This window comes from Polaribacter sp. OB-PA-B3, assembly GCF_054589375.1.
In genome coordinates, this window is record NZ_BAAIIX010000002.1 from 574780 (window position 1) to 598117 (window position 23338).

Sequence of the window (23338 nt, forward strand, 5' to 3'; positions counted from 1 at the left end):
TTATAAGTTTCTTGCTAAAATTATGGTTGATGTAATAAGCGTCAATAAAGAAACTATTGTAGTTAAGCTCTGTAAACCTGTAGTACCAGTTCCCCAAGATTTTTCTTTTAAAGGTTTTATGTTAATGATATCATTAGGTTTTATGTAGAAAGCTTCATCATTTAAAACATCTATGTCTGTTAAGTCTACAACATACTTCTTTACACCGTTATCCGTTTTTCTAATAATCTCTACAGCTTTTCTATTACCCACATCTGTAATATCTCCAGAATTTGCAATTGCATCTATAATAGAAACTCTATTTTGATAGATAACATTCGTTCCTGTGTTATTTATTTCACCCAAAATAGTATATCTAATTCCAGAAATTTTCACCGAGACATATAAGCTTTCATCATTATTAATATAATCTTTTTTTAAGAGATTTTCTATTTTTCTTGTTGCTTCTATCTCTGTATATCCTAAAACATTTATTTCTCCTAATGTTGGTATTCTAATGTTCCCGTAATTATCAATACTGAAATCAGAAAAATAGCCTTGGCTACTACCATTCGCTCCTTCTCCATTTATAAAACCGTTATTTAAACTTTGTTTTTGAAAAACAGCTACAATTTCTGGGTTTTTAGACGAAATTGTTATATTAAGAATGTCGTCTACTTGTAATTTATAAGGAATATTATTAATCCTTTTAATTTCTGAATTAGAAGTTGGGTTTCCTTGCAGATATGTTAACTCTTTGTTAGATAAACAAGAACTAAAAAAAACTACCCCAAAGAGTAATATTAAGTATTTTTTCATTTTAGATTTTAATATCAATAATTACAAATATACTTTTTATAAGTGTAAAGCTATAATTTTATTTTATTTTCGTTTTTTCATTTATATATAATGCTATATCAACAAAAAAAATATCTTCAATTTTTACTAAAATCTAGTAATCAACATGGTGTTCACTCCCCTTTTATATATAAACTGGTAACCAAAGGTTTGTATACTAAAAAAAGTAAAAAAAATTGGATTGAATTCAAAAAAATTAAACAGCAATTATTAGACAATAAAAAAATAATTGAAGTCACAGATTTTGGTTCGGGATCTAAAATCTTTAAAAGTAATAAAAGGGAAGTATCTAAAGTAGCCAAAATTAGTGGTATTTCGAATAAAAAAGCTTCAGTTCTCTTAAAAATTGTAGCTTATTTTAAGCCTCTAAATATTTTAGAAATTGGTACATCTCTTGGTTTATCTACATCTGTATTAAAAACTGCAAATAATTCAGCTAAAATTACAACTTTAGAAGGATGCCAAGAAACAAGTAAAATAGCTAAAAACCTTTTTGAAAGTAATAATTTAAAAAATATTAAAGTTATTGTTGGTGATTTTGACGAAACACTATTCACATCAATAAATGATAGAAAATTCGATCTAATTTATTTTGATGGAAATCATACTAAAGAAGCAACTTTAAAATATTTCAATAATTGTTTACAAACAATACATAATGAATCAATATTTATTTTTGATGACATTTATTGGAGCAAAGAAATGCAAGAAGCGTGGTTAGAAATAAAAAACGATAAAAATGTTACTGTTACAGTAGATTTATTTTATTTAGGAATCGTATTTTTCAGAAAAGAACAAGCAAAAGAACATTTTAAAATTAGAGTTTAGCAAACTCAAAGCAATAACTTTTGTAAATTTGAAAATATTAATTTCAGACAAAACTCAATGAAAATATACACAAAAACCGGTGATGCGGGTACAACAGCTCTATTTGGAGGAACTAGAGTTAAAAAATACAATTTACGTATCGATAGTTACGGAACCGTAGATGAACTTAATGCATATATAGGTTTAATTAAAGATCAAGAAATTGATTTAGAAACTAAAAATTCACTTTTAAAAATTCAGAACGAATTATTTACTTTGGGTGCAATGCTAGCAACTCCACCAGAAAAAGAAACATTAAAATCTGGTAAAGAACGATTGAATATTCCTAAAATTGATGAAAATTCAATTCTCTTTTTAGAAACCGAAATAGATAAGATGGATGCAGAATTACCACAAATGACCCATTTTATTTTACCTGGAGGTCATCAAGCTGTGTCATTTTGTCACGTTGCGAGATGTGTTTGTAGAAGAGCGGAACGTTTATCTGTTGAGTTAAACGATCAAGAAACAATAAATAATGACATTTTAAAATATTTAAACCGACTTTCTGACTACCTTTTTGTGTTGGCACGAAAATTGTCTAAAGACTTACAGATAGAGGAATTTAAATGGATTCCAGAGAAAAATTAATAAGTTCTTTTTTTACCGATTTGATGTAATTTTTTAAATTTAAAACACTAATTTTAAGTGATTCACAAAATTTAATAATTACTTCACAATAAATTTCTTAAAAAAGACTTGCATAATTCAGCAAAAAAATTATTTTTGCACAAAATTAAACGATAAGAAATGTATTGGACATTAGAATTAGCATCTTATTTAGCAGATGCACCTTGGCCAGCAACCAAAGATGAGTTAATAGATTATGCTATTAGAACCGGTTCTCCTTTAGAAGTAGTAGAAAATCTACAAGACATAGAAGATGAAGGTGATGCATACGACTCGATTATTGAGATTTGGCCAGATTATCCAACCGAAGATGATTATCTTTGGAACGAGGATGAATACTAAACATAATAACAAAAATATAAAAGTCTCTAAAGAGGCTTTTTTTTTGTTTTCTTTTTAACAGAAGAAAATAAAACTTTGGCAATTATAAAAACCTGATATACAACCAAATAATAAAGCTATTTTTTTTAGCTACTAAAAACATATAAATAAATGAGTATTTTAAATTCTGTAATAAAACTTTTTGTAGGTGATAAACAACAGAAAGATTTAAAGATCTTACAACCAGTTGTAGATGACGTGAAAAAGTTTGAAATAACTTTTTCTAAACTTACTAACGATGAATTAAGAGCTAAAACCATCGAGTTTAAAGAAAGAATTAAAACGTCTACTAAGAAGTTTGATGATCAGATTACGGCTCTTGAAGAGGAAGCAGTCACTGCAGATATCGACAGACAAGAAGAAATTTATGCAGAAATTGATACTTTAAAAGACGATGCATACAAAGTTTCTGAAGAAACATTAATGCAAATTATGCCAGAAGCTTTTGCTGTAGTTAAAGAAACAGCAAAACGTTTTGTAGAAAATAAAGAAATTGTTGTTACTGCATCTCCTTATGACAGAGAGTTATCTGGCGAAAGAGATCACGTTACATTAGACGGAGACAAAGCTATTTGGGCAAATTCTTGGGATGCCGCAGGTAAACCTGTAACCTGGGATATGGTACATTATGATGTGCAATTAATTGGTGGTTCTGTTCTACATCAAGGTAAAATTGCAGAAATGATGACAGGTGAAGGTAAAACCTTAGTATCTACCCTTCCTGTTTACCTAAATGCACTAACTGGTAATGGTGTGCACTTAGTTACAGTAAATGATTATTTAGCAAAACGTGATAAAGCTTGGATGGGACCAATTTTTGAATTCCACGGTTTTACAACAGATTGTATCGATTATCACCAGCCAAATTCTGATGCTCGTAGAAAAGCATATAATGCAGACATTACATACGGAACAAATAATGAATTTGGTTTCGATTATTTAAGAGACAACATGGCTAGTTCTAAAGACGATTTAGTACAAAGAGCTCCAAATTATGCTATTATTGATGAGGTAGATTCAGTTTTAATTGATGATGCTAGAACGCCTTTAATAATCTCTGGACCTGTACCACAAGGAGACAGACATGAGTTTAATGAATTAAAACCTTTAGTTAACGAATTAGTAGGAATACAAAGTAAGTATTTAATTGGTGTTTTAGCAGAAGCTAAAAAGCTTATTGCTGCTGGCGACACTAAAGAAGGTGGTTTTCAATTATTAAGAGTTTACAGAGGTTTACCAAAAAACAAAGCATTAATTAAGTTTTTATCTCAAGAAGGAATTAAACAAATCCTTCAGAAAACAGAAAACTATTACATGCAAGACAACAACAAATTAATGCCAGAAGTAGATGAGGCACTTTGGTTTGTTATTGAAGAAAAAAATAATCAAATTGATTTAACAGATAAAGGTATTGCACATTTATCAGAAAAAACAGAAAACGAAACTTTCTTTGTTTTACCAGATATTGGTGTAAAAATAGGAAGTATCGATAGTTCTGATGCTTCACCTGAAGAAAAAGCCGCTTTAAAAGAAGAACTTTATAAAGACTTTAGCATTAAAAGTGAGCGTATTCATACAATGAACCAACTTTTAAAAGCGTACACCGTTTTTGAAAAAGATGTTGAATATGTTGTAATGGATAATAAAGTTATGATTGTTGATGAACAAACGGGACGTATTATGGATGGTCGTCGTTATTCTGATGGTTTACACCAAGCAATCGAAGCTAAAGAGAATGTTAAAATTGAAGATGCTACGCAAACTTTTGCTACAGTTACACTTCAAAATTACTTTAGAATGTACCGTAAATTATCTGGTATGACAGGTACTGCAATTACAGAAGCAGGAGAATTATGGGAAATTTATAAATTAGATGTTGTAGAAATTCCTACAAACAGACCAATTCAAAGAGACGATAAAGAAGATTTAGTTTACAAAACTGCTCGCGAAAAATACAATGCCGTTATAGAAGATATTGTAAAATTAGTAGCAGAAAAAAGACCGGTACTTGTTGGTACAACATCCGTAGAAATATCAGAATTATTAGGTAGAATGTTACAAATGCGTAAAATTCCACATAATATTTTAAATGCAAAATTACACAAAAGAGAAGCAGATGTAGTTGCAGAAGCTGGTAAACCTGGTGTTGTTACAATTGCAACAAATATGGCGGGTCGTGGTACAGATATCAAACTTTCTGATGAAGTTAAAGCTGCTGGTGGTTTGGCTATTATTGGTACAGAACGTCATGATTCTCGTCGTGTAGATAGACAATTAAGAGGTCGTGCTGGTAGACAAGGTGATGTTGGTTCTTCTCAATTTTACGTTGCTTTAGATGATAATTTAATGCGTCTTTTCGGTTCTGATAGAATTGCAAAAATGATGGATAGAATGGGATTAAAAGAAGGTGAAGTAATTCAACACTCTATGATTTCTAAATCTATTGAAAGAGCACAGAAAAAAGTAGAAGAAAATAACTTTGGTATTCGTAAGCGTCTTCTAGAATATGATGATATTATGAACGCTCAAAGAGAGTTTGTTTATAAAAGAAGAAGAAATGCTTTAGATGGTAAACGTTTGCAATTAGATATTGCAAACATGATTTATGAAACTTGTGAATCAATAATAAATAATAATAAAGCTGCAAGAGATTATCAGAATTTCGAATTCGAATTGATTAAGTTTTCTTCAATGACTTCTCCGTTTTCAGAAGAAGAATTTAACAAGCTTTCAGAAAAAGAATTAGCAGATAAATTATACGAGCTTATAACAGAACATTACAAAAACAAAATTGAAAGAAATGCAGTTTTAGCTTTTCCTGTAATTAAAGATGTTTTTGAAAATGAAGGTGATCGTTATGAACGAATTGTAGTTCCTTTTACAGACGGTATCAAATCTTTACAAGTTGTTACAAACTTAAAAGAAGCGTATGAAAGTGAAGGTAAAAGTTTAGTTACAGATTTCGAAAAAAATATAACGCTAGCTATTATAGATGAAAACTGGAAAGAACATTTACGTAAAATGGATGAATTAAAACATTCTGTACAAAATGCATCTTACGAACAGAAAGATCCTTTATTAATTTATAAATTCGAAGCATTTGAGTTATTTAAGAAAACTGTAGATGAAATTAATAAAGAAGTATTATCATTCTTATTTAAAGGTGAGTTACCTACACAAGATTCTAATCAGATTTCTGAAGCAAAAGAAGTTAGAAGAGAAAGTTTAAACACAAGTAAAGCCGATGTTCAAAATACTACAGAGCAAGCTATTTCTAATTCTAGACAACAACCATCTGAACCTGTAGAAACAGTTGTAAGAGATCAACCTAAAGTTGGTAGAAATGAGCGTGTAACTATTAAAAACGTTATGAGCGGTGAAGAAAAAGTAGTAAAATTTAAACAAGCAATACCTTTAATTGAAAAAGGTGAATGGGTTTTGATAAACAATTAAAACACCTTATTATCATACAAAAAAAGCCGTTTAGATTTTTCTAAACGGCTTTTTAATTTTAATTACAATCTATTTTTTTCTTAAGTAGATATTACCTAAGCCAGCGTTTAACTTCATAAAAACTTTACCTGAATTTAATTTCAATTTCATTTGTTGTAGATTTTCAAATTCTTTCTCTTCTAAAATTTTAAAATCTATATCTGTAAAAATATCAGATGCATTGGCATTTAAATTTAAACTAGACTCAGACGGTAAAGTAATGTCAATAAAACCATTATTTGAGTAAATTGAATACAGTTCTTTTGGCTTTTTTTTGTCAAACTCAATGGTAACATTACCACCAATTGAATTTATAGAAACAGGACCAGTAACATCTTTTAAGTTAATATTACTTACTGAAAACGAAATCTCTACTTCACCATCAAAATTAGATAAACTTGACTTTTCAGAATTGAAAAAGAAATAACTGCTATTCTTTTTTGATGTATTGCAACTAGTTGTCCAATTTAAATGCAAAGAATTAGGAATTTTAATTTTATATTGTTCTCTATAGCTTGTCATGATAAGATTACCATCTACTTTATCTTTAAAAATTAATTCATCACCGTTTTTTTCAATAGTAAAATATATTGCTAACTCACTATTTTCATCTTTTTTACCAAGTCTTTTTAAACCATCTTTTCGAGTAGGATCGTCAATTTTAAAAAAAACAGTTTTAGGTTTTATTATTTTATCATCATCTGTATATGCACCATTAACTGAATAACTAATTTTTTTAGTCTTTTTTTTAACGGCAATAGCAGAGTCTTTATCTGAAAATGTAACACTACTAACTCCCGGAGTTACTACCCATTTCTTTTTCTTTTTTTTGGAAAAATCGCCACTAACTCCTTTGAAAGAAAAAACAGAACCACCTGTTTTATTTGATTTTGAAGATTTTCTACTTATTGCTTTAAAATTGACTTCATTTTTTTTGTTTAAGCTTTCTATTATTACCTCATCACCATCATAACCTTCAATAATAAAACTTTTTGAAGAACAAATTTTTAAAGTTCCTTTATTAAATTTTATTTTTTTTTCTTGTGCGCTAGATTTTACAACATTGAATAGCACAGATATTGCTAAAATTAATTTTAAAATTTTCATGTGTTTAGTTTTTTAATTTTACCATAGCTAAAGTTGCATTGCTCTTAACTATCGGAAAGGTTTCATTATTATTTATAAGCTTCTTAAGAGGTTCTTTCGCGCGATTTTCTCTTAATAGACTTACAGCTTTTATTAATTTAATTTGCACTAACGGACTTTCATCTCTTCCTAAAGCAGCAATTAAATTTTGTCTTATTTTTTCATTTGAAGGAAACATTAATAATGCATCTATACTTGCAATTCTTACATTAACGTTTTTATCATTTACAAGTATATTAATAAGTTTATCAATTATAATTTTATCCTCTTTTTTATAGACATCATTAAACTTATAAATACTTTCTAATCTTTTTCCAGGAGATTTATTTTCTAAATTAGCAATTAAGTTTTTTGTATCATCTTTAACAGTAACACTTTTTTTAATCCATAGAACTGAAAAAAATACAATTGAAAAACAGGCTGCAATAGAAACATATTTTATGACTAAAGATCTAATTTTCTTCTTTTTATGAAACTTACTTTCTAATAAGTTTGCAAAGTTTCTGTCTGCTTCTAAAGACATTTTTTTATCTCTAAAAGCTGCTTTATTACTTTGAATGTATTTTTTTAAATTCATGGTTATTATTGTTGAATCATTTTTAAAAGTAAATCTTTACCCCTTTTGTATTGATTTCTAACTGTACTTTCGTTTAATGAAAGCATCTCTCCTATTTCCCTATGATTATAATCTTCTATTAAATATAAAACGAGTATGATTCTATATTTTTCTTTTAGTTGATGTATACAATTTTTAATAAAATCAATAGAAATACATTCATCAATCTCTTCTTCTTTCTCTTCTAAACATAGTTCTAAAATAGAGCTGTCGTCTATAAAATTAAATTTCTTTTTGTTTCTTAAATAATCTAGCGAATTATTGATTGCTATTCGTTTTAACCAAGCTCCTAAATTTGCATTATTATCTAAATCTTTTATTTTTTGAAAACCCTTAATAAATGAATCTTGAACAATATCTTCTGCTTGAGATTTGTTTTTCACAATCTGAACAACAGAATTCAACATCATATTTTTATATGAATTGTACACCTCTAACTGAGCTGTATAATTATTCTCTTTGCATTTTTTTATAATATTGACTGTACTCAAAAAAAGGTTGGTTGATTAATTTTGTTTACACTATAAGAACGTGAAAATTTTAATAGTGTCTCAAAAAATATATAAATATTTATTTAACATCATAAAAAATCAAAAAAGTACTGAAACAAAAAGCCGTTTAGATTTTTCTAAACGGCTTTTTGTTATTAGTGTATTATTAAATAAAGATTAGAATTTAGTATCCATTTTTAAATAATCTAAAAACTCTCTTTTTGTTTCTTTTTCGTTAAACTTACCACCAAACTCTGCAGTTACAGTAGAACTCTCGATATCTTTAATTCCTCTTGAGTTTACACACAAATGTTTTGCATCTATTACACAAGCTACATCGTCTGTACCTAATGCTTCTTGCATTGCCTGCACTATTTGCATGGTTAAACGTTCTTGTACTTGTGGTCTTTTTGCAAAATACTCTACAATTCTATTCATTTTAGAAAGACCAATAACCTTACCATCAGAAATATAAGCAACATGAGCTCTACCAATAATTGGTAATAAATGGTGCTCGCAAGTAGAATAAACAACAATATTTTTTTCTACAAGCATTTCACCATAATTGTAATTATTATCAAACGTAGAGGCTTTTGGCTTGTTTTTAGGATCTAAACCCATAAACATTTCGTTAACAAATGCTTTCGCAACTCTTTTAGGAGTACCTTGCATACTATCATCTGTTAAATCCATACCAAGAGTGTATAGAATATCTTTTACACTTTCTTCTATCTTTGCTATTTTTTCTTCGTTAGAAATATCAAAAGCATCTGGTCTTACAGGGTTTTCTGCAGATGTTGCCACGTGATTTTCTCCTAAATCTTCAATTCTTTCGTCATTCATTTTGCTGTTCAATTCAAACATTTCATTCTTAATTATAGTGCAAATTTACGTCTTTGCAACGTATTATCTTAATTTCTTAATAAATTTAAACTATCAAACTATAATTTATTAAGCTTTTAATTCTGAAACTAATTCTTCTAAAGAAACATCATTCTGTTCACCAGAAATCATATTTTTTAAAGTAAAAATATCATTCTCAACTTTAGAAACAACAAATTCTATTGCTCTATTTGTTACGTATTTCCATTGTCGTTTTTGTGCCTTATTACTTTCACCTAAATCAGGATAAAACTCTGTTTTGATATTATGACTTCTTAATTCTTTAATAGCTTTCATTTTCAATAGATCTGACTCAGCATTAAAGTTTAGAAAAACAACCTTAGGCTTTGGTAAATCAACAGACTTAAATAATCCCAATTCTTCTAGCACTAAATAAATTCTATCTAATCCAAAAGAAATACCAACTCCAGAAACATCTTTTAAACCAAAGATTCCTGTTAAATCATCGTATCTTCCACCTCCACCAATAGAACCCATTTTTACACCTTCTGGCGCTGCCACTTCAAAAATTGCACCTGTGTAATAATTTAAACCTCTAGCTAAAGTTACATCTATTTCTAAATTAGCAGTTTCTAAACATAAACCTTCAATAGAATCTACCACAAAACGCAACTCTTCTACTCCGTTTGTTCCTTCTTCAGAACCTTCTAACATACTTTCAAGAGAAGCTAATTTATCTAAATTAGAACCAGAAAAATTGAATAATGGTTGCACTTTTTCTATAGCTTCTGCGGTAATTCCTTTAGACAACATTTCTTCTTGAACCTTTTGTTGCCCAATTTTATCTAATTTATCTAAAGCAACCGTAAAATCTATCAATTTATCTTGGGCTCCAATTACTTCTGCAATACCAGAAAGTATTTTTCTGTTATTCATTTTAATAGTTGTATTAGCCAAACCTAATTTGCTAAAAACAGCATCATATAATTGTACAAATTCAACTTCTTGCCATAAAGATTTACTACCAACTACATCTGCATCACATTGAAAAAACTCTCTAAATCTTCCTTTTTGTGGTCTATCTGCTCTCCAAACTGGCTGAACTTGGTAACGTTTAAATGGAAAGGTAATATCATTTTGATGTTGCACAACATATCGTGCAAAAGGCACTGTTAAGTCGTATCTTAATGCTTTTTCTGATATTTGAGAAGTAACTTTTAAACTATTCTTTTCTGATAAAAGTTTTTCATCAGCTTTTTTAAGAAAATCACCTGAGTTTAAAATTTTAAAAATAAGCCTATCTCCTTCTTCACCATATTTCCCCATTAAAGTAGATGAGTTTTCAAAACTTGGTGTTTCTATTGGCTGAAATCCAAAAGTTTCAAACGCAGTTTTTATGGTATTCATTATATACGTTCTGTTTGCTACTTCTGTTGGCGAAAAATCTCTTGTTCCTTTTGGAATGCTTGGTTTCATTAAAAAAAGTTTTTAGTTGTTGGTTTTAGTAACAGTACTGCAACCAATTGCTTAAAATTAAATATTCTCAATTAAAAATTGCGAGAGCAAATATCGTGAAAAAGTTATAATTTTTTGGGTGTTCTAAAGGTTTTATTTAACCTTCTTAAAGAGTATATAGAAGCGTTTAATTCGAAGCCTAACAAAAGTATAATTGCATTTAGCCAAATAAATAACATCAATATTAAAAGTGTACCTATAGAACCGTAAAGCTCGTTATACTTGGCAAATTCATTCACATAATAACTAAACAAATAAAAAGTTAAAATGGATAAAAGCGTAGTAAATACTGCTCCTGGAGAAAAAAATCTAGAATGTTTTCCTTCTTTTACGCCATAATGATACAACATAGAAACAGTTAAAAATATCATCAATAAAAATATAAAACCTCTTACCAACTGAATCCAAATTAAATTATCTTCTAACCAACCTAGTGTTACCATATCTTTTAAAATGAATTCAAAAGATATTATTAAGGTTACAGTAACCAATAAAAATATAACGATAACTAGAGAGACTAACATTGCAACAAAATAAGATCGAAATACATTTCTTACTTCTTTTACATGATATGAGTACTCGAAACCTCCAAAAATAGCATTTACACCATTTGTCATTAAAAATATAGAACCAATAAAACCAAAAGAGAGCAAGCCACCGTATTGATTTTTTATAATATCTACTAAAACAGAATCTACTGCATCAAAAGTTTTGGGAGGTAAAACATCAGAAATAATTGATAACAATCCTTCTTGTGCACCATCTATAGGTAAAAAAGGAATTAATGTAAGCACAAATAACATAAAAGGAAAAATTGACATAAAGAAACTATAAGCAATTCCGCCAGCTCTTGTGGTTAACGCACCTTCTACTATACCAATAAAATACATTTCTAAGACATCATATAAAGACATACCTTCTAAACCCGGAATTTTAATTTTCTTACCGAGTTTTACCAAAATATTTATAATTGGTATTTTTTCTAATTTGTCTTCTATTTCTTTTGTCATTAGCTAAACGTGCGAAGTGTATTTGCTATTCTATTATAATTTTGTAAGAAACTAAAAGTCCCTCTAAAGTTGTTCTGCTAAACTTTGCACTCGATAATTTATTTTTATTCGGATTGATATTAAAATTTACAGCGGTTCTAAAATCAGATTTTTCGATATTGGTACCCGAGAAAACAGCGGCTTTAAGATCTGATTTTTCAAATAAGGAATTATTTAAATCTGCTTCTGAAAAATCTACTGATTCTAAATTACAATTTACAAATTTTGTTTTCGGAATTTTGAGTTTATAAAATGATGAAAAATTAAGTTGACATCCTTTAAATGAAAAGTCTAATAAAAAAGGGTCTACATTGTCAAACTTAACTCCAATCATTTTACAATTTACAAAACTAACATCTTTAAAAGCTGTATTACCAACAATTGTATTACTAAAATTACAATCTATAAACTCGCATTCTATAAATTGAATATTTGAGGTATGAATTCCTTGAAAGTTACAATTATTAAAAACACAATTATCATACTCTCCTTTTTTAATTTTAGTTGAGGTAAAATCTATTTTCGAGTAGGTTTCGCTATCAAAAAAACTGTCTAGCATTTTAGTCTATTGCTTTTAAACTTAAATCTAAGTTGTAAACCGAATGTGTTAATGCACCAGAAGAAATATAATCTACGCCACATTCTGCATATTTTCTTATCGTTTCTTCGTTAATTCCGCCGGAAGATTCTGTTAAACAAGTATCGCCAATTAAGGCTACAGCTTTTCGAGTATCTTCATAATTAAAGTTGTCTATTAATATTCTATAAACACCATCTACAGACAAAATTTCTTTTATTTCTTCTAAACTTCTTGCTTCTACAATTATCTTTATATCTAAGTTTTTTTCAGCTAAATACTTCTTAGTTTTAGTAATTGCTGCTGTAATGCCGCCAGCAAAATCTATATGATTGTCTTTTATCATTACCATATCATACAAAGCAAATCTGTGGTTTTCTCCGCCACCAATTTTAACAGCCCATTTTTCTAAAGCTCTAATTCCTGGTGTAGTTTTTCTAGTGTCTAAAACCTTTGTTTTTGTTCCTTTTAATAAATCAGCAAAAAAAGCAGTTTTAGTAGCAATTGCACTCATTCTTTGCATTGCATTTAAAACCAAACGCTCTGCCATTAATATAGATTGCGATTTACCTGCAACATGAAAAACGACATCGCCATACTTAACTTTTTCTCCGTCATTTATAAAAGTTTCTACTTCTAAATCTTTATCTACATAAGAAAAAACTTGTTTTGCAAATTCTACACCTGCAATAATACCATCGTCTTTTACCAATAATTTTGCTTTACCAGTAGCATCCGCAGGAATACAAGAAAGAGACGTATGATCTCCATCGCCTATATCCTCGCGAATTGCATTTGTAATTATGAGTTCTAATTCTTTTTCAAATTGTTGTTTCGATATCATATTTTCTGTATTCTGATGTAAAAATAGTATTTTATATTATGAATTACGAATAACAATTTACTAATTGATAATTTGTAATTTCGCACCATGAAAATTAAATTATTAGCCATCGGTAAAACAGATAATAAAAACCTTTTATTATTGATTAATGAATATGAAAACCGATTGAAACATTACGTGAAATTTCAATTAGAAATTATACCAGATATTAAAAATGTTAAAAATTTAAGCGAAATTCAGCAAAAGGAAAAAGAAGGAGAATTGATTTTATCGAAACTTCAAAATACCGATCAATTGGTGTTGCTAGATGATAAAGGAAAACATTATACTTCTATTGAATTTTCTAAATATTTACAGAAAAAAATGAATGCTGGTTTAAAACAATTGGTATTGGTAATTGGTGGTCCTTATGGTTTTTCTGATGCGGTTTACAAGAAAGCAACTGGTAAAATTTCTTTATCTAAAATGACTTTTTCTCATCAAATGATTCGTCTTTTTATTGTTGAACAAATTTATAGAGGTTTTACAATTTTAAAGAACGAGCCTTATCATCATGAGTAACTATTCAGTTTTATTACCGATTAAAATTCTGTAAAGTAAAATTATTTCGAAAATTTCTACAATAAGTTGGGTAAAAATGGCAATAGGAGCTAAAATAATTAGTAGTAAACATACACCTGTAATTATTTCTAAAATCCCTGTCCATTTAGATAAATCTCCAAAATTAATTAATCTTTTAATTGCAATACCAAAAAGAATACTTAAAACACCATAACTTAGTAATTGTGCAATACCGAAAACACCAATAAAGTCTTGCCAAATATATAAGGATGTAATATCTAACAATGAGAAAAAGAGCGTAAAAACAATAATTAAAAATGCGCTTATTTGTAATAAATAATTATTGAATAGAACTCCAGCAATCACAAAACCTCGATAAAATAAAAACATTGAAATAATAGCAATACTTTTTATAATAATGTATATCATTTTAAATAAAGCACTGTCTTTTTCTAAACTTATTACATCTGCTCCTATTTCAAAGAAAACTGTTAAGAAATAAACAATACCAAAAATCATAGCAAGGTTTAGTTGCTTATTTATTTTATTCTTATCTATTCTTAAAATTGCATCGAACTTACCAGATTCATAAGTTTTTTTAAAAATGGTTTCATAATCAAAACCTAAAACTTCTAAAATGGCTTTGATTGTATAACTTCTAGGAGAAACATCACCTGCTTCTATTCTTTGAATTGTTCTAACATTAATATTACATTGTTCTACCAATTCTTCTTGAGTAAAACCTTTTTGCTTTCTTAATTCTAAAATTTTTTTTCCTAATGCAGGCTGTTCCATAATATGTTGTTTGTTAAATTCCATACAATGTTAATGTTGTTATTTAAAATTACAAATTAATTAGTTACTTTTCAACCCGACATTTCCACGACAAACCAATAATAACAAGGGTTAACAGAGAATATCTATTTTTAAGTATTTTATTAAAATTGATTAAAAACTCAACTTTTTAAAAGTTTTTAATAGCGTTAAATAATTAAAGACTAATATAAACAATTCTTTTGCCAACACTTTTGTTTGATTACTTTTGTAAAAAACTACTAAACCAGAATGAAATTAGTCTTCGCTACAAATAACTTAAATAAACTTAAAGAAGTAAAAGAAATGCTTTCTGAAACGATAGAAATTTTAAGTTTAAAAGATATAAACTGTTTTGATGAAGTTGATGAAACTGAATTAACGCTAGAGGGCAACGCAAAATTAAAAGCAGATCACATTACAAAAAAGTATGGCTTTAACTGTTTTGCAGACGATACAGGTTTAGAAGTAGAGAGTTTAGATAACAAACCGGGAGTATTTTCTGCTCGTTATGCTGGTGAGCCATCAAATTCTGAAAACAATATGCAAAAACTACTTTCAGAATTAAAAGACAAAGAAAGTAGAAAAGCACAATTTAGAACTGCAGTTTGTTTAAACTTAAATAACAAACAATTTATTTTTGAAGGAATTTGTAAAGGAGAGATTTTAAAAAAGAAACAAGGTGAAAAAGGTTTTGGCTACGATCCAATATTTAAACCTACTGGTTTTTCTGAATCTTTTGCAGAAATGTCATCCGAAGAAAAAAATAAGATTTCACATAGAGGATTGGCCATACAAAAATTGGTTGATTTCTTGAATAAAAATCATTCTTAAAATTTGTAAAACAAATTAATGCTTCAAAGAAACTTTAAAAGACATTTTATATTTTTAGCAATTGGGCTGCTACTCTTGTTTATCTTAAACATTAGTTTTGGCTCTGTTTCTATACCTATAAAAGACATTTTAAATATACTTTTTGGTAACACAGAAACTAAAGAAAGTTGGCAAATAATAATTATAAATTTTAGGTTACCAAAAGCCATTACTGCTGTTTTAGTTGGCTCTGGTTTATCTGTTGCTGGTTTATTAATGCAAACATTGTTTAGAAATCCTTTAGCGGGTCCTTTTGTTTTAGGTATTTCTTCTGGCGCCAGTTTAGGTGTTGCTTTACTAATTTTAGGCAGCTCTTTATTTGGTGGTTATTTTTTAAGTAATTCTTTTTCTAATTGGTCTTTGCCCATAGCTTCTAGTTTAGGTGCATTTATAGTTTTATTTGCCGTAATAATTGCTGCTAATAAAATTAGAAATACAATGTCTATTCTTATAATAGGTTTAATGTTTGGTAGTTTAACATCTGCAATAATTAGTGTTTTATCTTATTTTAGTGAAGCAGCCCAAATTCAGCAATTTATATTCTGGAGTTTTGGAAGTCTTGGTAACTTATCGTGGCCAGAAATTTTGATATTTTTTATCATTTATATATTTGGTATTATAGCTACAATTGCTATTGTAAAACCTTTAAATAGCTTTTTATTAGGAGAAAATTATGCTAAGAGTTTAGGTATCAATATCAAAAAAAATAGAAATATAATCTTATTAATTACAAGTTTGTTAACTGGTGTAATTACTGCTTTTGCTGGCCCAATTGCTTTTGTAGGGTTAGCGGTACCCCATGTTGCTAGAATGTTATTTACAACTTCGAACCATAAAATTTTGATTCCGGCAGTTTTAATAATTGGTGCAATTGTTATGCTTATTTGCGATACTATTGCGCAATTGCCCACAAGCGAATTTACATTACCAATAAATGCAATTACCTCTTTGTTTGGAGCTCCAATTGTAATTTGGCTACTTGTTCGAAAAAAGAAATTATTTGTTTAAATGAACATAGATAAAAAACATATTGTAATTTCTACTGAAAGCTTAACTATTGGTTATCAGCATAAAAAACAAGATAAAATTGTTTTATCTAATATTAATTTTTCTATAAAAAAAGGAGAATTAGTATGTGTTTTGGGTAAAAACGGAATCGGTAAATCTACATTATTAAGAACACTATCTAAAGTACAAAAACCAATTTCTGGTCATATCAATTTAGAAGGTAAAAAATTGAGTCATTATAAAGAAAACGAACTTTCTAAAAAGTTAAGTTTGGTTTTAACAGAGCGTTTGCCAGAAAGTCAAGTAACCGTTTATGAATTAATTGCTTTAGGTAGACAACCACACACAAATTGGCTTGATACCATTACAGCTAATGATACCAAAAAGATTGAACTGGCTATTTCTCAAACAGATATTTTTCACTTAAAAGATAAAAGATTTTACGAATTAAGTGATGGTCAATTACAGCGAGTTTTAATAGCAAGAGCATTGGCGCAAGATACCGAAGTTATTATTTTAGACGAACCTACTGCTCATTTAGACATGCATCAAACTTTAAATATTTTTGAGCTTTTAAAAAAATTGGCTTTAGAAACTAAAAAAACAATCATTATTTCTTCACATGAAATAAATATTGCTTTAAAAATGGCTGATAAAATTGTATTATTAAAAGAAAATGAAATGCAATTTGGCACAACAGATAACCTTAGTAAAGCTAATGCCTTCGATAATTTATTTCCTAATAATTTGTTAATATTTAACAAAACCTTACAACAGTTTGTAATAAACAAAAGCTAATTTTGATGATAGTGTAACATTTTGTTACATTTGAATACTAATTACAATATCAAATACTTTTTACATCGATGAAAAAAATACTTTATCTTGCTAGTGCTGTAGCTTTTATGGCTTGTGGTTCTAGTAAAAATGCTTCTAATGAAGACGCAAACGTAGATCATGCTGCCAAATACGCAGCTACAATTACAGCTAAAGACTTGGGTAACCACCTATTTACTTATGCTTCTGACGAATTTGAAGGAAGAAATACTGGTGAACCAGGACAAAAAAAAGCGGTTGAATATTTAAAAAACTTTTATGTTTCTGAAGGAATTGTTTCCCCATTGGGTGGAGATGATTATTTTCAAGAAGTACCTGCAGAATGGATAAACAAAAATGTACGTAGAGGAAAATTTAAAGATTCTGAAAACGTAGTTGCCTTTATTAAAGGTACAGAAAAACCAGACGAAATTGTAATTATATCTGCTCATTTAGATCATGAAGGTGTGAAAAACGGAGAAATTTACAATGGTGCAGATGATGACGGTTCTGGAACTGTTGCTATTTTAGAAATTGCACAAGCTTTTCAAATGGCTGCAAAAGCTGGCAAAGGTCCAAAACGTTCTATCTTATTTTTACACGTTACCGGAGAAGAAAAAGGTTTATTAGGTTCTAAATACTACGCAGATGTAGATCCTTTATTTCCTTTAGCAAATACTGTTTGCGATTTAAATATCGATATGGTTGGTAGAATTGATGACAGACATAAAGAAGATCCTAATTACGTTTATTTAATTGGTTCTGATAAATTAAGTACAGAATTACATAACTTATCTGAAACTGTTAATAAGAAGTATACAAACATAAATTTAGATTATAAGTATAATGATGAGAATGATCCTAATAGATTCTACTACAGATCAGATCATTATAACTTTGCAAAAAACAATGTGCCAATTATATTTTACTTTAATGGTACACATGCAGATTACCACAGACCTTCTGATACGCCAGACAAAATTAATTACGAGTTATTAGAAAACAGAACTCGTTTGGTATTTCATACTGCTTGGGAAGTTGCAAATATGGACAAAAGAATTATTGCTGATAAAGCAGAAGCAAAGAAAGAAACTAAATAATAGTTTTTATTTTGATTCAAAATTAAAAAAAAGCAACTCACTGAGTTGCTTTTTTTGTGTCAATTTATATTTAATGAGCACTTTCCTTTAATAAATGCGGATATTTTTTCTTAAACTTGTTCAATCTTGGTACAGAAACCGCCTTTACATAACTCTGGTTTGGGTTTCTTCTTTCAAAATCTTGATGATACTCTTCAGCCTTATAAAATTTTGTAAACTTAGTTACTTCTGTAGCAATCTTGCGCTTGTAAACTTCTGCATTTAATTGCTTAATTGCATCTTCAATTATTTTTTTTTCATTCTCTGTTTTATAAAAAGCTATCGATCTATATTGTGTTCCGTAATCTGGATGTTGTCCATTTTTTGTTGTTGGATTATGAGAACCAAAGAAAACAGTAACTAAAGTCTCAAAACTAACTTTCTTAGGATTGTAATACACCGCAACTGTTTCTGCATGACCTGTTTTACCTGTTCCTATTTTCTCGTAAGTAGGATTTAAAGTATTACCCCCTGCATAACCAGAAACAGCCTCCTCTACTCCTGCAACACTTTCAAAAATCGCCTCTACACACCAAAAACATCCACTTGCAAAGTAAGCTACTTCTGTGTGTTCTTGCGGAACATACATAGCCGTTTTTTGGGTATCTTCTTTATTTGTAAATCCAAAACAAGAAACTAACAATAGTGTAAAACTAGCAACAACAATCGATTTAATTATTTTCATATTCTTTATTTTTAATAGTTATTAAAATAAAAATTGCACCAAATATAAAAAGCGAATATTTGGCACAATTTTCTGAACTTCTAATTCAAAATATAAAAATTCTGAATTACTAATGTAGTCGTAAAATTACGCATCTTTTTACAGTTGTTTACAACTTTAGCATTTTGTTAAGAAAGCTGTTTGTGTAAAACACCTTAGATGATTATTTTTGTTAAACATTTATAACAGAATAAGCAATTGTTATTTTTTAACCTTGCTTAAATCAATAGAAAATTTAGTTAATGGAGCATTTTATAGTATCAGCGCGTAAATACCGTCCTAATAATTTTGAGGATGTTGTAGGGCAACAAGCCATTACAAATACGTTAGAAAATGCTATAAAAAATAACCATTTAGCTCAGGCATTATTATTTACAGGACCAAGAGGAGTTGGTAAAACATCATGCGCTAGAATATTAGCAAAAAAAATTAATCAGCAAGATGCCGAAACTTCAGAAAATGAAGATTTTGCTTTTAATATTTTCGAATTAGATGCAGCGTCTAATAACTCTGTAGATGACATTAGAAATCTAACAGATCAGGTTAGAATTCCGCCTCAAACTGGTAAATACAAAGTTTATATTATAGATGAGGTTCACATGCTATCTCAAGCAGCTTTTAATGCTTTCTTAAAAACATTAGAAGAACCACCAGCACATGCTATTTTTATATTAGCAACTACAGAAAAACATAAAATTATACCAACGATTCTTTCTCGTTGTCAAATTTTCGATTTTAAAAGAATTGGTGTTTTAGATGCCAAAAACTATTTAAAAACGATTAGTGAGAAAGAAAATATTACGGCAGAAGACGATGCATTGCATATAATTGCACAAAAAGCAGATGGTGCAATGCGTGATGCGCTTTCTATTTTTGATAGAGTTGTAAGTTTTTCTGGTAAAAATTTAACAAGAGAAGCTGTTACAGAAAACTTAAACGTACTAGATTACGATACGTATTTTGAAATGACAGATTTGCTAATTGATAATAAGATACCAGATGTTCTAAATGCTTTTAATACTGTTTTAAGTAAAGGTTTTGAAGGACACCACTTTATTAATGGTTTGGCAAGTCATTTTAGAGATTTATTAGTTGCTAAAGATAAAGGTACATTAAACCTACTTGAAGTTGGTGACAATGCCAAGAAAAAATACTTAACTCAAGCAACAAAAGCTAGCATTCCGTTTTTAATGCAATCTATTAAAAAGGCAAACGATTGCGACTTAAATTATCGAGCTTCTAAAAATCAACGATTGTTGGTTGAACTTACTTTAATGCAAATTGCCTCTATCACTTTCGATGGAGAAAAAAAAAAGCCAGCTAATTACATAATTCCGGCAACTTTTTTTCAATCTTTATCACCTGCAAAAAAGAAAGAACCAGCCGCAATTATAAAGAAAATTGCATCTGAAGTAACCTCTAAACAAACTAAAATAGATAAAAAAGAAGTTACAGAAGTTGCTAAAGCAAAACCTGTCTTAAAAAACTTTGGTCGTTTAAATAAACAGCCTAGTAAATATTCTTTAAAAGGTTTTAACCAGCAAAGTAAAGTTAAAAAAGTTGTTGTAGAAGAAAATTTTGACAACCATCCTAAAGACTTTTTTACGGAACAAAAATTACAAGAAACTTGGAAAGAATATGCTCTAAACCTTCATAAAAAAGGAGAACGAAGCATGGCTTCTATAGTTGCTACAGACAAGCCAAGGCTTCAAAAAAATTATAAAATTGAATTTTCGGTACCAAATAAGTTAATGAAAGATCAATTTTTAAAAGGGAGGCCAAAGTTATTGAATTTCTTAAGAGAGCAATTAAATAACTACGGTATTGACATTAACGTTATTTTAAACGAAAAAACAGAAAAGAAATTTGCTTACACTCCGCAGGAAAAGTATAACAAACTCAAAGAAAAAAACCCGCTTTTAGATAAATTGCGTCAAACATTTGAATTAGACTTATAACTATCACCTATATTTTTACCTAAATAAGATAATAATAAATTTTCTTTAGCTTCTTCGGTCTTATCAAATTCTGGAACTAAAAAGATTCCTTGCCCTTTCTCTACAAATAATGGTATAGATTTCTCTTCTTTAGATAATAATTTTAAGATATTATTGTATTCAAATTCATTTTCTATTTCTACCTCAATTATAGCAGGATTTTCTCTGTAAGCCTCACTTAGATTGATATAATCATCATTGGGAGTAAAGAAATTTTTTCTTTCTACATCTGTGGCTTCTTTAATTTCTTTAGATGACGCTAACTTATATGCACCATGTTCTCCAAAAACATCCGAAAAACTATTTAAAGCATATTTATTAACCATATCACTACCAGTTAAAGCTATTAAATAACCCACATCATTTAATTCTATATTATCCGTTAAATCTCCATCATAAATATCAACATTTAAAGCCTCTAAACCATCATTTGTAGCTTGTTCTATAAAGTTTTTATTAGAATCTATTAAAATGACTCTTTTACCTTTATCTTTTAAATAGTTTGCGATTAGCCTAGACGGATTTGAAGCACCAACAAATAATATAGCATCAGATTTTTTAAGAAAAACACCAATCATTTTAGCAAACATTCTTGCTGTTGTTGCGTTTAACAAAACTGTTCCTAATACAATCATAAAAACCAACGGTGTAATATATTCTGCACCTTCTACGCCTTGTTTTAAAAGTTTACTTCCAAATAAAGAAGCAATACCAGCAGCTACAATTCCACGTGGTCCAACCCAACTTATAAAAATCTTTTCATTTAATTTTAATCTAGAGTTAAATGTACTTGCAAAAACTGCTAATGGTCTAATTATAAACACTACTAAAGCAAATAAGGCTGCTGTTTTCCAGGTATACAACAACAGTAAATCTTCCATTTTAATGTTAGCTGCAAGTAAAATAAATAGAATCGATATTAGCAAAACACTTAAAGATTCTTTAAAATATAGAAGTTCTTTTAAATTTTTTAATTTCCCGTTTCCTAGAACCATTCCCATAACAACTACAGCTAATAAACCAGATTCATGAGCAAACATGTCTGATAAAACGAAAACTAATAATACTGTAGATAAAGAAACAACGTTTAATAAATAATGCGGAATTAATTTTTTATTAACCGCATAAGCCAAAGCGTGTGCAAATGTAAATCCGAAGGTTGCACCAAATAATAAAATTTTACCGAACTCCATTAACGCTGTCTTTGTAAATCCACTTCCACCGCCAACACTAATAAATTCAAAAACCAATACGGCAACCAAAGCACCGATAGGATCTATTAAAATACCTTCCCATTTTAATACTGTAGAGATGTCTTTTTTAAGCGGAATATTTCGTAAGATTGGTGTAATCACTGTTGGACCTGTAACAATAATTAATCCTGAGAATAGAAAAGATAAATCCCAACCTAGATTAAAAAAATATCTAGCAACAATTCCTGCACCAAAAAACGTAATGGCAGAACCCAACGTAATTAACTTTGTAATTACGGGTCCAACATTTTTAATTTCGCTTCTTTTAAGAGTTAAACCACCTTCAAAAAGAATGATACTTATTGCTAAAGAAACAAAGTAATACAAACTTTCTCCAGGAAACAAACCTTTCTCGCCATTCCATATTGGTTCAATCCACTTAGAACCGTCTTCACTTAAATATGTTGCAGCAATTGGTCCTACTAACAATCCTATTAAAATTAAAGGTAAAATTGCAGGTATTTTAAATTTCCAAGCAAACCATTGCGCTAATATTCCTAATATGATAATTCCGGCTAACTCTAACATACTTCTTTGTAAATTTATAAGAGGTAAATTTAAGAATGTTTCATCAGCCTAAAAATATAATTGCACTTTATTTTTTATAATACACAATACTTAAGAAAAAATCAAATTACCCAATAAAACTACCTGGAATACAAAATCAAAACTAAAACTTTAAATAATAATATTTAAAATACTGATTTAAAACACATTAAATTAAAAAAAATTAAACACACAAGAAAACAAAAACTAATAAAATTATTAAAAACTATTAAATTACATCAATAAATAGATAAAACAAGCTATACTTTAAGTGAATAGTAAATCTACCACTCAACAAAACATAAACAATAACTTTACTT

The 23338-nt window shown here is 28.7% G+C and carries 22 protein-coding genes; 10 read left to right on the forward strand and 12 right to left on the reverse strand.

What is annotated here, in order from left to right:
• Complete coding sequence (locus ACYPV9_RS06420; RefSeq protein WP_459742428.1) at nt 1-798, reverse strand: polysaccharide biosynthesis/export family protein; 798 nt, start codon at nt 796-798, stop codon at nt 1-3.
• Between the two features lie 90 nt (nt 799-888).
• Between ACYPV9_RS06420 and ACYPV9_RS06425 the strand changes: the two genes are divergently transcribed.
• From ACYPV9_RS06425 to secA, 4 genes are all read left to right on the forward strand, one after another.
• On the forward strand, nt 889-1665 hold the full coding sequence (locus tag ACYPV9_RS06425; protein WP_459742430.1) for an O-methyltransferase: 777 nt from the start codon (nt 889-891) through the stop codon (nt 1663-1665).
• A gap of 57 nt (nt 1666-1722) precedes the next feature.
• A complete protein-coding gene (locus tag ACYPV9_RS06430) occupies nt 1723-2295 on the forward strand; it encodes a cob(I)yrinic acid a,c-diamide adenosyltransferase (RefSeq protein WP_459742432.1) in 573 nt (190 codons plus the stop codon).
• Between the two features lie 159 nt (nt 2296-2454).
• The gene (locus ACYPV9_RS06435; RefSeq protein WP_077809574.1) at nt 2455-2676 is read left to right on the forward strand and encodes a DUF2795 domain-containing protein; all 222 of its coding nucleotides are present in this window, start codon (nt 2455-2457) and stop codon (nt 2674-2676) included.
• A gap of 150 nt (nt 2677-2826) precedes the next feature.
• Entirely contained in the window at nt 2827-6168 is a 3342-nt protein-coding gene (gene secA, locus ACYPV9_RS06440; RefSeq protein ID WP_459742434.1) for a preprotein translocase subunit SecA, read from the forward strand.
• Between the two features lie 69 nt (nt 6169-6237).
• Here secA and ACYPV9_RS06445 read toward each other — a convergent pair whose 3' ends face one another.
• The 8 genes from ACYPV9_RS06445 to nadC form a co-directional block, all read right to left on the reverse strand.
• Complete coding sequence (locus ACYPV9_RS06445) at nt 6238-7314, reverse strand: DUF4097 family beta strand repeat-containing protein (RefSeq protein WP_459742436.1); 1077 nt, start codon at nt 7312-7314, stop codon at nt 6238-6240.
• Between the two features lie 4 nt (nt 7315-7318).
• On the reverse strand, nt 7319-7930 hold the full coding sequence (locus ACYPV9_RS06450; RefSeq protein WP_459742438.1) for a HEAT repeat domain-containing protein: 612 nt from the start codon (nt 7928-7930) through the stop codon (nt 7319-7321).
• 5 nt (nt 7931-7935) lie between these two features.
• Entirely contained in the window at nt 7936-8460 is a 525-nt protein-coding gene (locus ACYPV9_RS06455; RefSeq protein ID WP_459742440.1) for an RNA polymerase sigma factor, read from the reverse strand.
• A gap of 177 nt (nt 8461-8637) precedes the next feature.
• Nucleotides 8638-9303, reverse strand: coding sequence for a GTP cyclohydrolase I FolE (gene folE / locus ACYPV9_RS06460; RefSeq protein WP_231963621.1), 666 nt, complete (start codon nt 9301-9303; stop codon nt 8638-8640).
• 108 nt (nt 9304-9411) lie between these two features.
• Nucleotides 9412-10779, reverse strand: a complete 1368-nt coding sequence (gene hisS, locus ACYPV9_RS06465; RefSeq protein WP_459742443.1) for a histidine--tRNA ligase — start codon at nt 10777-10779, stop codon at nt 9412-9414.
• Between the two features lie 104 nt (nt 10780-10883).
• The gene (locus ACYPV9_RS06470; protein ID WP_299059634.1) at nt 10884-11828 is read right to left on the reverse strand and encodes a YihY/virulence factor BrkB family protein; all 945 of its coding nucleotides are present in this window, start codon (nt 11826-11828) and stop codon (nt 10884-10886) included.
• A 25-nt stretch (nt 11829-11853) separates the two neighbouring features.
• Nucleotides 11854-12426, reverse strand: coding sequence for a pentapeptide repeat-containing protein (locus tag ACYPV9_RS06475; RefSeq protein ID WP_459742445.1), 573 nt, complete (start codon nt 12424-12426; stop codon nt 11854-11856).
• A gap of 1 nt (nt 12427) precedes the next feature.
• Nucleotides 12428-13288, reverse strand: coding sequence for a carboxylating nicotinate-nucleotide diphosphorylase (gene nadC / locus ACYPV9_RS06480; RefSeq protein ID WP_299059628.1), 861 nt, complete (start codon nt 13286-13288; stop codon nt 12428-12430).
• 87 nt (nt 13289-13375) lie between these two features.
• On the opposite strand from nadC, the gene rlmH reads away from it, so the two are divergent.
• Entirely contained in the window at nt 13376-13849 is a 474-nt protein-coding gene (rlmH, locus tag ACYPV9_RS06485; protein WP_077809581.1) for a 23S rRNA (pseudouridine(1915)-N(3))-methyltransferase RlmH, read from the forward strand.
• Here the strand turns inward: rlmH and ACYPV9_RS06490 are convergent, their stop codons facing one another.
• Nucleotides 13850-14644, reverse strand: a complete 795-nt coding sequence (locus ACYPV9_RS06490) for a helix-turn-helix domain-containing protein (protein ID WP_459742449.1) — start codon at nt 14642-14644, stop codon at nt 13850-13852. It lies immediately after the preceding gene.
• A gap of 270 nt (nt 14645-14914) precedes the next feature.
• Here ACYPV9_RS06490 and ACYPV9_RS06495 point away from each other — a divergent pair, with 270 nt between their 5' ends.
• The 4 genes from ACYPV9_RS06495 to ACYPV9_RS06510 all read left to right on the forward strand — a co-directional run bounded on the left by ACYPV9_RS06495 (nt 14915) and on the right by ACYPV9_RS06510 (nt 18459).
• The gene (locus ACYPV9_RS06495) at nt 14915-15496 is read left to right on the forward strand and encodes a non-canonical purine NTP diphosphatase (protein WP_459742451.1); all 582 of its coding nucleotides are present in this window, start codon (nt 14915-14917) and stop codon (nt 15494-15496) included.
• A gap of 18 nt (nt 15497-15514) precedes the next feature.
• Nucleotides 15515-16543, forward strand: coding sequence for a FecCD family ABC transporter permease (locus ACYPV9_RS06500; RefSeq protein ID WP_459742453.1), 1029 nt, complete (start codon nt 15515-15517; stop codon nt 16541-16543).
• A complete protein-coding gene (locus tag ACYPV9_RS06505; RefSeq protein WP_459742455.1) occupies nt 16544-17341 on the forward strand; it encodes an ABC transporter ATP-binding protein in 798 nt (265 codons plus the stop codon).
• 68 nt (nt 17342-17409) lie between these two features.
• On the forward strand, nt 17410-18459 hold the full coding sequence (locus ACYPV9_RS06510; RefSeq protein WP_299059612.1) for a M28 family metallopeptidase: 1050 nt from the start codon (nt 17410-17412) through the stop codon (nt 18457-18459).
• A gap of 70 nt (nt 18460-18529) precedes the next feature.
• On the opposite strand, the gene msrA is transcribed toward ACYPV9_RS06510, so the two are convergent.
• A complete protein-coding gene (gene msrA / locus ACYPV9_RS06515) occupies nt 18530-19183 on the reverse strand; it encodes a peptide-methionine (S)-S-oxide reductase MsrA (RefSeq protein ID WP_299059609.1) in 654 nt (217 codons plus the stop codon).
• Between the two features lie 281 nt (nt 19184-19464).
• On the opposite strand from msrA, the gene dnaX reads away from it, so the two are divergent.
• On the forward strand, nt 19465-21180 hold the full coding sequence (gene dnaX / locus ACYPV9_RS06520; protein WP_459742458.1) for a DNA polymerase III subunit gamma/tau: 1716 nt from the start codon (nt 19465-19467) through the stop codon (nt 21178-21180).
• Here the strand turns inward: dnaX and ACYPV9_RS06525 are convergent.
• On the reverse strand, nt 21156-23000 hold the full coding sequence (locus ACYPV9_RS06525) for a cation:proton antiporter (protein ID WP_299059604.1): 1845 nt from the start codon (nt 22998-23000) through the stop codon (nt 21156-21158). The genes dnaX and ACYPV9_RS06525 overlap by 25 nt on opposite strands.
• Nucleotides 23001-23338 lie beyond the last annotated feature (338 nt).